At 50.3% G+C, this 14,358-nt stretch carries 11 protein-coding genes; 2 read left to right on the top strand and 9 right to left on the bottom strand.

The window, feature by feature from the left end; translation table 11 throughout:
• Window positions 1-392 precede the first annotated feature (392 nt).
• Window positions 393-764 carry a DMT family protein gene (locus BWI97_RS04035; protein WP_094811285.1) on the top strand — a complete coding sequence of 124 codons (372 nt, stop codon included), beginning with the start codon at window positions 393-395 and terminating at the stop codon, window positions 762-764.
• Between the two features lie 38 nt (window positions 765-802).
• Window positions 803-1,213, top strand: a complete 411-nt coding sequence (locus tag BWI97_RS04030; protein WP_094811287.1) for a lipocalin family protein — start codon at window positions 803-805, stop codon at window positions 1,211-1,213.
• A 37-nt stretch (window positions 1,214-1,250) separates the two neighbouring features.
• Here BWI97_RS04030 and BWI97_RS04025 read toward each other — a convergent pair whose 3' ends face one another.
• From BWI97_RS04025 to BWI97_RS03985, 9 genes are all read right to left on the bottom strand, one after another.
• Window positions 1,251-1,841 carry a hypothetical protein gene (locus BWI97_RS04025; protein WP_146010867.1) on the bottom strand — a complete coding sequence of 197 codons (591 nt, stop codon included), beginning with the start codon at window positions 1,839-1,841 and terminating at the stop codon, window positions 1,251-1,253.
• A 253-nt stretch (window positions 1,842-2,094) separates the two neighbouring features.
• Complete coding sequence (locus BWI97_RS04020; protein ID WP_102200127.1) at window positions 2,095-3,165, bottom strand: dipeptidase; 1,071 nt, start codon at window positions 3,163-3,165, stop codon at window positions 2,095-2,097.
• 142 nt (window positions 3,166-3,307) lie between these two features.
• Window positions 3,308-3,799 carry a RidA family protein gene (locus tag BWI97_RS04015; RefSeq protein ID WP_102200126.1) on the bottom strand — a complete coding sequence of 164 codons (492 nt, stop codon included), beginning with the start codon at window positions 3,797-3,799 and terminating at the stop codon, window positions 3,308-3,310.
• A gap of 257 nt (window positions 3,800-4,056) precedes the next feature.
• Window positions 4,057-5,358, bottom strand: a complete 1,302-nt coding sequence (locus BWI97_RS04010) for a gluconate:H+ symporter (protein WP_102200125.1) — start codon at window positions 5,356-5,358, stop codon at window positions 4,057-4,059.
• An 83-nt stretch (window positions 5,359-5,441) separates the two neighbouring features.
• Window positions 5,442-7,094, bottom strand: a complete 1,653-nt coding sequence (locus BWI97_RS04005; RefSeq protein ID WP_094809259.1) for an alpha-L-fucosidase — start codon at window positions 7,092-7,094, stop codon at window positions 5,442-5,444.
• A gap of 193 nt (window positions 7,095-7,287) precedes the next feature.
• A complete protein-coding gene (locus tag BWI97_RS04000; protein WP_102200123.1) occupies window positions 7,288-7,986 on the bottom strand; it encodes a chitobiase/beta-hexosaminidase C-terminal domain-containing protein in 699 nt (232 codons plus the stop codon).
• Window positions 7,971-9,542 (bottom strand): beta-N-acetylhexosaminidase, encoded by a 1,572-nt coding sequence (locus BWI97_RS03995; RefSeq protein WP_158242679.1) that lies wholly within the window; start codon window positions 9,540-9,542, stop codon window positions 7,971-7,973. The genes BWI97_RS04000 and BWI97_RS03995 overlap by 16 nt, the downstream gene beginning before the upstream one ends.
• Before the next feature lie 88 nt (window positions 9,543-9,630).
• Window positions 9,631-11,202: a SusD/RagB family nutrient-binding outer membrane lipoprotein gene (locus BWI97_RS03990; RefSeq protein ID WP_102200121.1), complete on the bottom strand. Its 1,572-nt coding sequence runs from the start codon at window positions 11,200-11,202 to the stop codon at window positions 9,631-9,633.
• Between the two features lie 11 nt (window positions 11,203-11,213).
• The gene (locus BWI97_RS03985) at window positions 11,214-14,330 is read right to left on the bottom strand and encodes a SusC/RagA family TonB-linked outer membrane protein (RefSeq protein ID WP_102200120.1); all 3,117 of its coding nucleotides are present in this window, start codon (window positions 14,328-14,330) and stop codon (window positions 11,214-11,216) included.
• Between the last annotated feature and the right edge of the window lie 28 nt (window positions 14,331-14,358).

Genomic DNA, 14,358 nt, shown 5'->3' with positions numbered 1-14,358 from the left:
TTCGCTTATTTTTTTAAAGATTTGATAAACAGTAGCTTTAAAAAAATAGCGAAGGCTCTTCTCTACAAAAAAAATGGCTGTCATCAAGCCTGTCCAAGTTCTCCCAGGCTTCTACACGTACCATTCATGAAAACAAGTATTGTTTTTTTATATTTTTACTTACCATAATTATACTTCTTAATTAAACCTTTTTGCGTAAAGCAGATGCGTAGGTAAGCCCTTATACAGACCACGGGGGCGGTCTTTACGCAGTTAATTCATGATCGTGCTTTTTATGCCCCTTTTTTTTAGTTAGCTGAACATTTACTTCTCATTGAACAGGAGTTCCTGGAGAGCATTTTCTGAACGTTTTATTCGTATCTTTTCGCCTTTCTTAAGCTTTACGATCGATTATGAAAGGATTGCTCTGCATTCTGCTGTTACTTGTTTCCAATGCGTTCATGACGCTGGCCTGGTATGGACATCTTCAGATTAAACAATGGCCTATGCTGGCCAAACTATCGCTTTTTGGTGTCATTGCCCTGAGTTGGGGGCTAGCTTTTTTCGAATACGTTTTTCAGGTACCCGCCAACCGGATTGGTTCCGAGGAAACCGGCGGACCTTTTACCCTTTTTCAGTTAAAGATTATTCAGGAAGTTGTTTCTTTAACCGTGTTTACACTGATTACGGTTTACATTTTCAAGACGGATAAGCTCGCCTGGAATCATGCCGTAGGTTTTGTTTTCATGATCATTGCGGTATTTTTCATCTTTAAAAAATGGTAATTTGCTATTGCATGATCACCTCTACCTCTTCTTAACTTATGCGTAAGATAAGCTTAGGCCTAGTACTCCTGAGTAGCTTGAGTTGTAGCAAAAAGGATCTTCCCTCGACTTCGCTCGTGGGGCATTGGCAGCTCGTTTCCTATTGCAAACCAGCCACTGACAGTACGTGTACGCCACTGGTGATACCCAGTGACAAACAGGTGTTGGTGACGTTCAGGAAAAATGGCGATTTTGAAGAAACGTACGCTAACACCCTTCCGATTCATTACGCTTTTCTAGGTTGCGGTAATGGCAAGTACTCGCTGGAAGATACCTCCGTCCGGATTCGGGCTCTGTGTATGTCTTCTACCCAGGGACGACTTTTCCAGCAGGTACAACTGGACGAGAACCGGCTGATTTTAACGCCTGACGGAACGGGTGAATACATGTTTAAACGATTGGGAAGATAAGAAAACGGGCTCCTGCAAAGAGCCCGTTTTTTATGGATTAGAAGCGATACATACCCGTCAAGCCAACGTTGGAAGAAGTAAACGCCGCATTGAGGCCGTAAATCGTAATCCCTGACCCGAAGGTACCGTTCAACGACACGGTAGGCACGATTTCAGCACTTACGTACCACTTAGGACTGATGTTGTATTGGGTCCCTAGCACAAATCCAATGCCGAGTGACGTATTCAATAAGAGATTTCCGGCATTCGTTATGGTTATACTTCCCATCGTTCCATCATTTACAGAAACATTTCCGCCGGGTGAATGAATGACGGTTAGCCGGGGAATGAATTCCGTTCCATACACCACCTGAAATCGATCGTTGATAGACTTCCGTTTTTCCTTGCCTATTGCTCCTCCTACGCTAAAATTAACCAGGCTACTCCCATTAACGATCCCCAACCCCAGATTTCCAAAAGCCAGACGGTATCGCTTGTACACATTTTCAGATTTTTGTTTTTTATAGACAAAACCTAAATCATTGAATCCATTTGTTCTTAATCCGATTTCTCGCGTAGGTACATCCTGAGAAAAAGCGGCGGAAAAACTCACGAACAAGGCAGCACAGGTAAGAAAAACTCTTTTCATAAACAGATTGATTGATTGAGCTGCAACCTATTCATAACTTTTGAAATTGCTACTTTTATTCTAAAGCTTACGCTGTTAAAATTTGTAAAAACGCTATTTATTACAGCTCTTAAGAAACACTAGATCTAGGTCTCTATTTCTGAATTAATAATTGATTAGTAGCGTATTGTTTTACTTAAAAGGGATCAAACAAAAAAGCTCCAATCCAGGAGACTAGAGCTTTTTATACTTCATTAATCATTGTTTATGCTTTTTATTTCCAGGCTCGTCTCAGGAAACGCAGCCAGTTTCCATGCATGATTTTCTCAACATCCGTTTCCGTATAGCCCCGCTTACGAAGCAGGTTCGGAACGGTTTGTAAATCGGCAATGGTTTCAAGATCATACGGGGATTGTTCGCGACCAAAAGCTCCGTCAAGATCCGTACCGATGCCGATGTGGTCGGCGTTTCCGGCAATCTGACAGATGTGATCGAGGTGATCGACCAGTACTTCCAGATTACAGTTCATACCTTCGGGGGTCGACTGCCCACGTACCCAGTTGGGCACCATCATCCAGGCATCCAGGGCTCCGCCAATTACGGCATCGCGGTTAATCAGTTCGCGAATTTGTTCATCGCTGAATTGCCGGTTGTGATTCACCAGAGCCCGGCACAGGTTATGACTCGCCCAGACCGGACCGTTGTAATGATCCATCGCTTCCCAGAAACTATCGTCGCACAAATGCGTCGCGTCGAGAATGATGTTCAGGCGTTCCATTTCCTTCAGCAAATTCTGTCCTACTTTTCCCATGAAGCCCGTCGCATCCGTTCCCTGAGCGTACCGGCCCGGTCCGTAGTGAGCGGGTCCGATGGCCCGTAGTCCGTAGTTATAGGCCCGCTCCACGTGATCGAGCGTTACGAGCGAATCGGCTCCTTCCAGACTTAGAATGTAGCCCACGGGTTTGGAATCGTTGGGCGTACCGTCGTTCCAGAGGTTCAGGTGTTTTTCCAGGCTTACCCGATCGGTAATGGCCGTCATTTCGCCTTCATCCTCCATGGCTTTGTACCAGGAAACCTGCCCCTGCGTCTGGGCCCAGGCCTGCTGCGGCGAATGCCAGCCCGGCAAGCGATTATCCGGAGCCACGTACCGGGCAATCTGCGTCGCCACGACCACGGCCACATTTCCTTTGCGTAGTTCGGGCAAGGATACGGTCGCCTTGCCCCGATCCGGTTTATCGGTCAGACCCTGTTCTCTGGCATTGATTTCTGCGACGGGCAACCGTAAATCCCGGTTCCACTCCATCGCATTCATGCTCAGATCGAGGTGAGCGTCTATGATTAACATGTATGCGTTTTGAGATTGGGGTTTAGGGTTTTGAGTTTTCGTCAAAACCTAACCCTATGCATTATCGTATTTGAGCACTTAGTTTGGAATTGAGCACATTACTCAAAACTCAAAACCCAAAACTCTAAACCCTCAACTCTTTTTAAACCAGTTCAAACAAAGCCTCGATTTCTACCGGAATGTTGTCGGGGAGGGAGCCGAACCCTACGGCAGAGCGAACGCCGATGCCGTTTTCTTCGCCCCAAACCTGAGCGAATAACTCGCTACAGCCGTTGATGATATAGGGATGACGTTCAAATTCAGAAACGCAGTTCACCATACCCAGCACTTTGATGACCCGCTTCACGCGATCCAGGCTACCCAGGTGGGTTTTGATGGTGGAAAGGATCGTCAAGCCTACCTGACGGGCAGCGAGTTTTCCGTTTTCGGTATCGATTTCCCGGCCAATGCGACCAATGATGAGGCTCTTATCGTCCTGTACCGGACCGTGCCCGGACACGTACAGGTACTTACCATCAATGAGATACGGTTTGTATACGCCCAACGGCAGCGGAGCCGGAGGTAAGGTAAGGCCCAGTTTAGCAAAAGCAGCTTCGGGGCTCAGTTGTTCGGTGGTTGTTGCGGCTGTGTTCATGGAATTTTGTTGGTGGTTATTGGTTGGTAGTTAGTTTATGTTTAGCGTTTTGAGTTTAGGGTTTTGAGTTTACACTTGACTGCCTAAGCATTTACCAGTCTTGGCGATTATTGGATAGGAAGTACAGGCTGTTCCAGCTTTGTAATCTAGAATCTGACTGTGGCGAATTTGCAATTCACGGTATTGCAATCTGAAACAGCAAATTTTTCAATTATGAGCAACCACCTATTAACTCTAAACACAAAACTCTAAACGCATTAAATAATTTGATTCAAAATCAGTACCCCCATCAGTCCGACGAAGGCTACGAGTGTTTCCATCATCGACCAGGAACGGATGGTATCTTTCACCGAAAGGTTGAAATATTCCTTAAACATCCAGAACCCCGGATCGTTTACGTGCGAAAACATGAGACTGCCCGCTCCAATAGACAGGACCATTAAATTCGGGTTGGTCGTTTGCTGAGCCATCAGTGGAGCGATGATTCCGGCGGCCGTTAGTCCTGCCACCGTCGCCGAACCGATACAGACCCGGATGATAGCCGCAATGAGCCAGCCCAAAAATAAGGGAGGCATCTGTAGCCGCTGCAATTGTCCGGCAATTTCGTTACTGACGCCACTATCCGTCAGAATCTGTTTCAACGCTCCGGCTCCACCAATAATGAGTACAATCATGGTGATGTCTTTCACCGCCGTTTCGTAGGTAAACATTACTGCTTTCATAGGCTTGCCGCGACTCAATCCTAAGGTTACCGTAGCCACCGCAACAGAAATGAGCATGACAATGGCCGGATCGCCCACAAAAGTCAATACTTCCTCGAAGGCATTGCCCGGGAAAAAATGGGATACCGTCGTTAAGGTCAACAGCAATACGGGCAACAGCGAGGTAAGGAAACTACTCAGTCCGCTGGGTAACTCGGCCTCAGGAATGGGAGTGGTCTGAAAGGTAACCAGGGGTTCTGAATTGATCCGTTTGAGCGTCAGAGCGTACACTGGTCCCGCCAGAATGATCGTAGGTACGGCGATAATCAGTCCGTATACCAGCGTCAGCCCCATGTCCCCGTGAAACTGAGCCACCAGAGCGGCGGGCGATGGATGCGGCGGCAGAAAGCCGTGAGCCACCGAAAGCGAAGCCAGCATGGGTAAGCCAATGGCCACTGCCGGTAATCGGTATTGGTACACGACGGAAAAAATCAGCGGTACCATCAGGACAAACCCCACGCCGTAAAACAGCGGAATGCCGATGATGAACCCCGTACAGACTAGTCCCCACTGAATGTATCTGGCTCCGAACAACTGCATCATCACGGAGGCAATTTTCTGGGCGGCTCCGCTTTCAGCGACGAGCTTGCCCAGCATGGCACCTAAGGCAATGATGATGATGAGTGAACCCAGCGTATCTCCTACCCCTTTCTGAACGGACTGAGCCATTTTCGTCAGCGGCATTCCCAGCAGACCACCAGCCAGTAGAGATACCACCAGAAAGGCCAGAAACGGATTGACTTTAGCCCAGACAATCAGTAGTACCAGAATGACAATACAGGCGGCAACAATCAGCATTAGTTACAGTTTTCAGTTGGCGGTTTTCTGTTTTCAGTTTTTTGGAAACAGGCCTCTTTATGCTTTACACGAGTAACCTTTTCCTATTCCAGCGTTAATTTGCTGATTTTTTGGGTGTTGCCTTCGATTCGCATGTTGTCCTGATACAGTACGGCCCGGTACTCGATTTCGTCATAGGACTGAATATTCTGCTTCAGCATTTCCAGCGTCACCTTGCCCGTAGCGGTCACGGGATAGGCATCGGTAGCTTTCCACTTTTCGTTGAATTCTTCGTTGAGCGAGCTTTGTACGGGACGGTACTCGAATCCGATCCGGTACTCTTTTCCGGAACCCATTTTCACGACATCGGCCGTTAACTTCAGATTTCCATTACTGATTTTCTCCGCACTCACGGTTCGGAATTGCATCGGCGTCAGGGCAGGTTCCACGTTCTTCAGCTTCACGACAATGGGGTTAGGCCACTGGTGATTGTTATAGATTCGTTGGGCCCGTACCACCGAAATTTTCAATCCTTCGGGGGTCTGCTCGAAACGCGTACGACCATCCACCGTAGGCTTGTATTCCACGACATTTCCGGTTTGTCCGAGTACGGTTACTTCCGTCGTTGCCGTTGCTTTCACCGAACGAATCAGGAATTCCCGACGCTCGGCCCGAGGCCATTCCGGCATACCCGTCAGGTACGCGTATACCGTATTTTCGTCTTTCTTTTTGGTGAACCAGATGTCATTTTCGTTCCGAACAATCCAGGGGCGTACGTTGTGCACAGCTTCCTGGTTGATAAAATGCCAGGCTCCGATTTCCATCAATCGGCCTTCTTGTCCTTCGTTCAAGTTCCCCCACTGCGTAGGCCCCACATTAAGCAGGTACGAGCCACCCTTCGCCCGCGATTCGATGAGAATATTCAGCAGTTCCGTACCCGATTTGTAGTGTTCATTGGTGGGCTTGTAGTTCCAGGCCGTACCCATCGTCATGCAACTTTCCCAGGCCGTACCCAGCGTTTCACCGGGCAGGTATTGTTCCGGCGTAGGCAGGGCTCCACGCGTAACCAGGCAATTGGGCTGGTACTTCCAGATGGTTTCTTTTACTTCTTCCTTCAGTACGTCGCTGTCAATGAAAAACAGATCAACCGGACCGTACTTGGTCATGAGTTCTTTCGTCTGCTCAACGACAAATTTTTTGTATTGAGCCTGAAAGGGTTTCGCCTTTTCCCAGTGGTCGTCGCGGGTGATGTCCTTCATGCCGTTGCGGTAAGCGAACGAAAAATCTTCGGGGGAGTAATAAAAGCCAACGGCGATTTTCCATTTCCGGCAGGCTTCCACGAATTGACGCACGATGTCCTTCTTGTAAGGCGTGTTCATCACGTTGAAATCCGTCGTTTTGGTATCCCACATGCAAAAACCCGCGTGGTGTTTGGTCGTGAACATGATGTACTTCATGCCCGCGTTTTTAGCCAGCATCACGATTTTTTCGGCATCCCATTGTTTGGGATCAAAGGTTTGAGGAAGCTCTTTGATGTACCGATCCACGTAATCCGGCGAAGCCCCCACGAGCGAGTGGCTGATGACGACGCCCAGCTGTGTATCCACGTTCCAGTGAATAAACATGCCGAAGCCCACATCTTTCAGCCACTCTTCGCGTTCGGGTTTGTTGTGGTTGGCTCCAAAATTTTCCGTTTCCTGAGCCCAGGAAGCCAGGGTACAAAAAAGTAGGCAGAGGAAGCAGGATAATCGACGCATGTATTTAGGTTTCAGTTTGCGGTGGTCTGTTTTCAGTAGATCCCGTTTAGGGGTATAAGATACCCCGCATTGCATACGGGGCTATTCACGTTGAACCCCTACGGGGTTGAAGTATTCGGTCCACTGGTGCAGGCTTTCCTGACCATTTTAAAGCCAGGGGAGGTTATCGTTTTAACACAAAACGCCTCTCCTCTCAGTCCACAATCAATTCATCCAGCAGCAACCAGGCCTTGTTGCCCGCTCCGTATTCGCCAGTGGGAACAATGCCTTTGTTCAGGGCTTTTAGCTTTACGAATCGAGCTTTTAGCGGGCTGAATTGACCGTTCACGGGATTGATACCATTGATCGGAAACTCGGTTTGCTGGTAGACTTCCCGGTACGTTTTTCCGTCTTCCGACACCCATACCTGTAGCAGGGTCGGCTCCCAGAAACGTTGCCAGTGGTAGCGTAATACGTTGGTCTGGACTTTTGAAATCATTTGCGTTTGCTGTAAATCCAGCGTCCATTCGGCATTTTCACCCAACATCCCGATCCATTCACCCGTGTTGTAGCGGGCCGTTCCCTGTACGCCGTTGACGGCAATCCGAGTACTGGCTGGCTTGAAATTCCCGGCGGGTGAACCCTGAATCGTTATAGGCTTACCCGTCGCTTTCGAAACGGTGAAAGTCTTTTCAAATACTCGGCCCTGTTGGTTATTACCGGCAAACACGGCGGCTTTCAGCACTTTACTTTTCCCAAGGGAAACCGGGCCACGATAGGCGGCACTGCTCGTTTTGGGCGTACTTCCGTCGAGGGTATATCGAATGGTTGCCTGCGGTAAGGTCGTTGTCAGACGCACGGCTAGTTTCCCATCCGCTGCTACGCTTACCGAATCGGTCAGTTCATCAAACACGTCGCATACGCCACCTTCAAGCGTTTTAACATCGGTTCGTTGAGCCGCAGGCGTCGCAGGAAATCGGGGTACGTCCGGCCCTTCTTCGGCGACCAGGCTGTTTCGGCAACGGCCAACGCCCGGGGAAAAATCATGTACTCGGCGTGAGCTTCCGTCGCCAGGTATTCACTCCAGACATTGCCCTGAATGCCCAGCAAATACGAAGCCTCTTCCGCCGTGAGCGAATCGGGTACGGGTTCGTAGCTGTAAACTTTGCTCAGGGGGGTGTACCAGGCCGCTGCCGTAGGTTCGCTGGCGTACAGGGATTGGTAGAAGTCGAAGTACACAAAAGGCTCGGGCGTCATGATGGCCTTGTGTTTCTGCCGCATGGCTTCGATGCCGCCTTCGGTGCCCCGCCAGCTCATCACGGTAGCTCCGGGCGAAAGTCCCCCTTCCAGAATTTCGTCCCAACCAATGATCTCCCGATTTTTTGTCAGCAGATATTTTTCCATTCGCTGAATGAAGTAACTCTGTAATTCGTGTTCATCTTTCAAGCCTTCGTGCCGAATTCGGGCCTGACATTTCGGACAGCTTTTCCAGCGGGTTTTCGGACATTCGTCACCGCCGATGTGAATGTATTTTGACGGAAACAACTCGACGACTTCATCGAGTACGTTTTGCAGGAACGTAAACGTGCTGTCATTTCCGGCACAGTACACGTCGTCAAAAATCCCCCAGAAGGTAGCCGCCTGATAGGGTCCGCCCGTACAGCCCAAAGCCGGGAACGCGGAAAGAGCCGCCAGAGCGTGGCCCGGCATTTCAATTTCCGGAATCACCGTAATGTGCCGCTGAGCCGCGTACCGCACCACCTCCCGTACTTCCTCCTGGGTATAGTACCCACCGTATTTCTTGCCGTCGAACCGATGGGGCAGTTCGCGTTTGTGGCCAATGAGTGTCTCCTTGCGGTAGGCAGCTACATTTTGCAATTCTGGATAGCGTTTAATCTCGATTCGCCAGCCCTGATCGTCGGTCAGGTGCCAGTGAAAGGTATTGAATTTATACTGGGCGAGCAGGTCGATGTATTTCTTAATAAAAGGCACCTGGAACCAGTGGCGACTGACATCCAGGTGCATACCCCGGTACGAAAACCGGGGATAATCTATAATCTGACTGGCGGGTAAACGTAAGTTTTTGGATTGATGAAGCAGTTGCACGAAACTCTGAACGCCGTAGAACAGTCCAGCCGGATCGTGGCCGACGAGTTCCACGCCTCTGGAATGAATGCGTAATCGGTACCCTTCGTTTTGCGGTACCTGGGTTGAATCCAGTTTTAACTGAATCGCGGCCTTTTTCTGCGAAAGCGGTAGCGTAAATCCGGCGTAAGAGCGGATTTGCTCCTGCGTAAGATTTACTAATTCCGCTGACACACCGGGTTCGGACGAAATGCCCGCTAAGGCCGTAAGCAGGAATTCGCCCGAAGACCGATGAAAAGCCACAGGCTGGGGAATGAGTCCGCTTTGAGCGAACCCTTTTCCCAGACTGAGCAGTAGCATAAAAAGAATGACGAGGTATTTCATGGTGAAGTATAGGGTTCGCGGAAGTTCAGTGAGAAGCGTTGAAAAGTCACGCATTCAAAAATGATCATTTCCGCGAACAACTTCGATTTTATTGTTTGTCCCACCACATGCGAGTGGTCAGTTCGTTACGTCCCTGCCGCTGAATGGCGATGTTGACCTGCGTGCTGTTCACACTTTCCTCGGTAGGTGGATACAGCAGGCGACGGGGAATGGTACCGCCCGTAGCATTACCCGGCACGTTTACCGGCGTCAGTTTCGGATAACCAGAGCGGCGGTAATTCGCCCAAACCTCCTGCTCATCCGGGTAGAGTGACACCCACAACTGCGTATTGATCGCGTCGAGTTTAGCCTCGGTTGTACCGCTGGTGGGGAACGTATTAGCCGCCAGATAACCTTTAATCTGGTTGTCAGTGATGACTCCCGCTGCTCCAAAAAGCGTCCAGTTTTTCATGGCTGAGGTCACGCCTTTCGCATAAGCCGTTGCCGCGTCTTCGCCCGTGTACCAACCCCGAACGGCCGCTTCGGCGAGTAACAGATTCACTTCCGCTGCCGAGATCACGATCACCGGCGTATCGTACTTCAGCAGAACATTCGGATTCGGTTCCGAATACGTACCGAAATCAGCGGGTTTAGCCAGTAAACCGTTCGTCATGCCTTTCTGGATAGTGCGGGAGGTATCGGCTACGTACTTGGGCGTGGCCGTGGTACCTTCATTTCGCCAGACTACGGATAGCACACCCAACCGAGGATCCTGCGTCGTCTTTAAATGATCGATGAAGGTTTTGGCAAATTTGCCACCTTCGGTATTGTTCTGACCGAACGAACTGGTACTCAGATCAGCTCCGCGTAAGGCAGCCGCGTAAGGATTCCAGTTGAAGTTCTGACCGTTGGCAACGTAATTGATCCGGGCTACGTCGGCGTCGGTGGTAATGACGCCACCGGCGATGGCCTTTTTCGCCCAGGTCTGAGCCGTGGCCGCATCCACTTTCGTCATCCGCATACTCAGTCGCAGCATCAGGGAGTACGCCAGTTTTTTCCACTTGGTAATGTCGCCGTTGTAGATCAGATCCGCCGTACCCATCGTGGCCTGACTGGTATTAAAGGCAGCGGCCGCTTCTTCCAGTTCTTTCAGCATGTCGGCGTAAATGGCCTGCTGAGCGTCGTATTTGGGGGTATACAGATTATCCGTCAGTCCCTTTCCTGCTTCTGAATACGGAATATCGCCGTACAAATCCGTAATCCGGTGCATGGTGTATACTCGCCAGATGCGGGCTACGGAAAGCAAATTCACCTGAGCCGGATTCCCGGAAACTGCCCGAATCACTTCGGTGATTTCATTGACTGCAGTCGGGTACGCATTCTGGAAGTAATCGTAAGGATACGATCCCTGCTGGAAATAGTACTTGTCGCCAATGCCCGGCACATCCTTGTACGTGGCGTAGTGCTGCATCGATCCTCCGGCGGCCAGAACGCCCGTGGAATAGTACGAATTGCTGAATACATCCATCTGGGCTTTCGTAAACATATAGCCCGGCTGAATGAAGGGAGAAGCGTCGGGGTTCGTGTTGAGTTCTTCGAATCCCTTGTCGCAGGAGCTAAGCAGAGCCAGGGAAAGCACGGAAACCCAGGCCGATTTATGAATGGTTTTAAATACGTTCATGAGTCCGAGAATTAAAATTTCAACATCAGATTGACACCCATGCTGCGGGTACGGGGCAGAGCGAAGGCCTCGAAGCCCTGAGCATTGCTATTGGTATAGCTGGCTTCCGGATCGAAGTTGTCGGTCTTTTTGTACAGAATGAAGGGGTTACGAGCCACCAGTGACACACTGGCTCCCCGGAATATTTTGGAGTTTTTCACCGGAATGGCGTAGTTCAGTACGATCTGACGAAGCTTCACGAAGCTGGCGTCGTACAGGAACAGATCCGTATAGTTTTTCAGGTTGTCGTAGTACAGACGCAGGTCTTTTACCGGAACCGTTCGGGAATAGGAATCCCCCTGAGAAGTTACGCCAGACACGGGCAGTCCGTTTTCCCGACCGGGCAACGTCATCTGGTGCAGACCAAAACGGGTGGCGTACACGTCCATGGTTGAGAAAATTTTGTTACCAAACTTACCGTCGATCAGTACATCGAGTGAGAAGTTTTTATAAGTAAACGTGTTGTTCAGACCCATCGTCCAGGGCGGTACACCCTGACCCAGCTCTTTTAAAGCACTGCGTTGCTGATACCCCGTTGCGGTATTGAAAATGACGTTACCGTTGGCATCACGATCCATCGTATACCCCTTGATCACCCCAAATGGACGGCCCACCTGGTGGTGAACAAAGGCCCATCCGCCCACGCTGGAAGCCAGCTCCAGGGTATTCACGCCCGGTACCAATTGCATTACTTCACTTCGGTTGTAGGCCATATTGTAGCTTACATTCCAGCTAAAGTTTTTGTTTTTGATGGGATTATACGTGATCAATGCTTCCACGCCTCGGTTGCTCAGGGCTCCCACGTTCAGCAGAGCTTCATTATAGCCCGATGCCCGTGAAACCGTTGTTCGTACAATATCGTCGGTCGTTTTGCGGTCGTAATACGTCAAATCAATGCCGAGTCGGTTATTGAAAAATTTCGCATCGATCCCTACTTCATAGGTCGTGGACGTCAGCGGTCGAAGCGAGGCATTGGTAATCAGATTTACGCCGTTGTACTGGGTAACCTGTTGCAGGGGACGACCGTCGTGACCACCCTGTACCAGTCCGTACGACTGATTGGTGATGAAAGGATCTACGGAACCCGCTCCTACCTGAGCCCAGGAAGCCCGAGCTTTAGCGAAGCTCACCCATTGCGGTAGTTCAACCGCTTGGGAAAGCACAAAACTTCCCCCAACGGATGGATAGAATAAGCTGTTGTTGCTCGGACTGAGCGTAGAGAACCAGTCCTGACGACCCGTCAGCGTTAAGAAAGCAAAGCCTTTGTAATCCAGATCCAGCGATCCAAACAGGGAGTTGGTAGCGATCTTGGGATTATAGGGCCGGGTCGTGAAGTTGTTCAGGTTGGTATAGCTGTAGAAGTTGGGAACGATAAACTGCGTTCCGTCGATGTAGGTTTCGCTGGAAAGGAACTTCCGCATGTTACCCCCCGCCAGAGCCGTCAGATGGAAATCGTTACCCAGCTTGGTATTGTAGTGGGCCGTTAACATCCCGTTAGTTTCGGAAACCGACGAGTTGATGTCGTGGTACTCGCCGGCAGCGTTCAGCGTGTATACGGTTCCCGAAGGAATGATTCCCGTGTATTTGTAATTATAAAAATCCCGGCTCACACTTCCCCGAATGTACAGGTTGTCCAGAAAGTTGTATTGAAGGTTGAACTGACCGATAAAGCGGTTTTTCGTATCGTTGTTCTTGTAGCGGTTGACGACGAAGTAAGAGTTAGAGGCATACGGCGTTTCATTCCACTGAATTTCGCGTCCGGTGGCATCGTATCCCGGTGACAACTGCCGAATGTCTACTGTATTGGCCAGCATGTACACGGCCCAGTTGGGGTTTCCGGTGGCATCTCCCGCACTGGGGCGGTTGGTTGCTTCCTCAATGTTATACTGGGCTACGGCTTCCAGTGACAGGTTTTTCGTCAGTTTCGCGTTTACATTCAGGTTGCCCACTTTCCGGTTGAATTTGGAGTTGGGCTGAATGCTTTTGCTGTCCATATTCGCCAGCGAAAAACGGAAATTGATGTTTTCCGAACCGCCACTCAGAGCTAACGTATTGGAAAACGTGGTTCCCAGTTCGTAGAAGTTATTGATGTTATTGCGTTGCGGTGAATAAGACTGCTGGGTACCGTTGAAAATGGTATACGGCTGCCCGTCCATCTTGGCTCCGAACGAACGCCGGCCCCAGTCAAGGGCCTCCTGCTGGGTAGCGGGCTTGCGTCCCTGATCGCCCTGGCCGTATTCATACTGCCATTTGGGAAATACCGAGGGCGTTTCAGCCGTAAAGGTGGAGTTGAAATCAACGCCGATTCCCTTCTGAGCTACCCCTTTTTTGGTGGTAATCAGAATAACGCCGTTAGCGGCCCGTGAGCCGTATAAAGCGGCAGCGGTTCCTCCTTTCAGTACGCTAATGCTCTCAATATCATCGGGATTGATCCCGCCGATTCCATCACCCCGGTCTACGTTCAGACCACCGGCTCCGGTTTGCGGACTTCCGCCCGGCGTAGAGTTATCGATGGGCATCCCGTTGATTACGTACAGCGGCTGGCTGTTTCCGTTCAGCGAGCCATTCCCCCGGATAACGACCCGGCTCGAACCGCCCGGCCCGGTAGACATCCCGGAGGCATTCACCCCGGCCACTTTACCCGACAAGGCATTGGCCACGTTCATTTCCCGGGCCTGCGTAAACTCCGAGCCTTTTACTTCCGTCACCGAATACCCCAGGGCTTTTTTGTCCCGCTGAATCCCGAGAGCCGTTACGACTACTTCGTTCAGGCTTTTGGTATCTTCTTTCAGCACGACGTCCACCGTTGTACGCCCGCCCAGCGGAATTTCCTGGGGTACAAAACCCAGATACGAGAAAACCAGTGTTGCTTCCGAAGCGGCATTCAGCGTATACTGACCCTGAGCGTCGGTAACGGTTCCTTTGGTCGAACCCTTTTCAACGACGGTAACCCCCGGCAACGGCGATCCGTCCGCAGCATTGGTCACTTTTCCAGTAATGTTCTGGGCCATCGCTGACAGACTCATTAGCCACAGCAAGGCAAACAGTCTGCCAAACCTTGCCTGAAAGCATAAAAAGGAGATTTTCATAATGGTAGTAAAAGTGTGAAAGCGTTTA

This window comes from Siphonobacter sp. BAB-5405, assembly GCF_002872335.1.
Taxonomy (GTDB): Bacteria; Bacteroidota; Bacteroidia; order Cytophagales; family Spirosomataceae; genus Siphonobacter.
This window is presented reverse-complemented; position numbering and strand designations above follow the sequence as displayed.

Bases quoted from the DNA above. Each gene is read 5' to 3' on its own strand.
- BWI97_RS04035 (WP_094811285.1), top strand. From the start codon at position 393: ATGAAAGGATTGCTCTGCATTCTGCTGTTACTTGTTTCCAATGCGTTC.
- BWI97_RS04030 (WP_094811287.1), top strand. From the start codon at position 803: ATGCGTAAGATAAGCTTAGGCCTAGTACTCCTGAGTAGCTTGAGTTGT.
- BWI97_RS04025 (WP_146010867.1), bottom strand. From the start codon at position 1,841: ATGAAAAGAGTTTTTCTTACCTGTGCTGCCTTGTTCGTGAGTTTTTCC.
- BWI97_RS04020 (WP_102200127.1), bottom strand. From the start codon at position 3,165: ATGTTAATCATAGACGCTCACCTCGATCTGAGCATGAATGCGATGGAG.
- BWI97_RS04015 (WP_102200126.1), bottom strand. From the start codon at position 3,799: ATGAACACAGCCGCAACAACCACCGAACAACTGAGCCCCGAAGCTGCT.
- BWI97_RS04010 (WP_102200125.1), bottom strand. From the start codon at position 5,358: ATGCTGATTGTTGCCGCCTGTATTGTCATTCTGGTACTACTGATTGTC.
- BWI97_RS04005 (WP_094809259.1), bottom strand. From the start codon at position 7,094: ATGCGTCGATTATCCTGCTTCCTCTGCCTACTTTTTTGTACCCTGGCT.
- BWI97_RS03995 (WP_158242679.1), bottom strand. From the start codon at position 9,542: ATGAAATACCTCGTCATTCTTTTTATGCTACTGCTCAGTCTGGGAAAA.
- BWI97_RS03990 (WP_102200121.1), bottom strand. From the start codon at position 11,202: ATGAACGTATTTAAAACCATTCATAAATCGGCCTGGGTTTCCGTGCTT.
- BWI97_RS03985 (WP_102200120.1), bottom strand. From the start codon at position 14,330: ATGAAAATCTCCTTTTTATGCTTTCAGGCAAGGTTTGGCAGACTGTTT.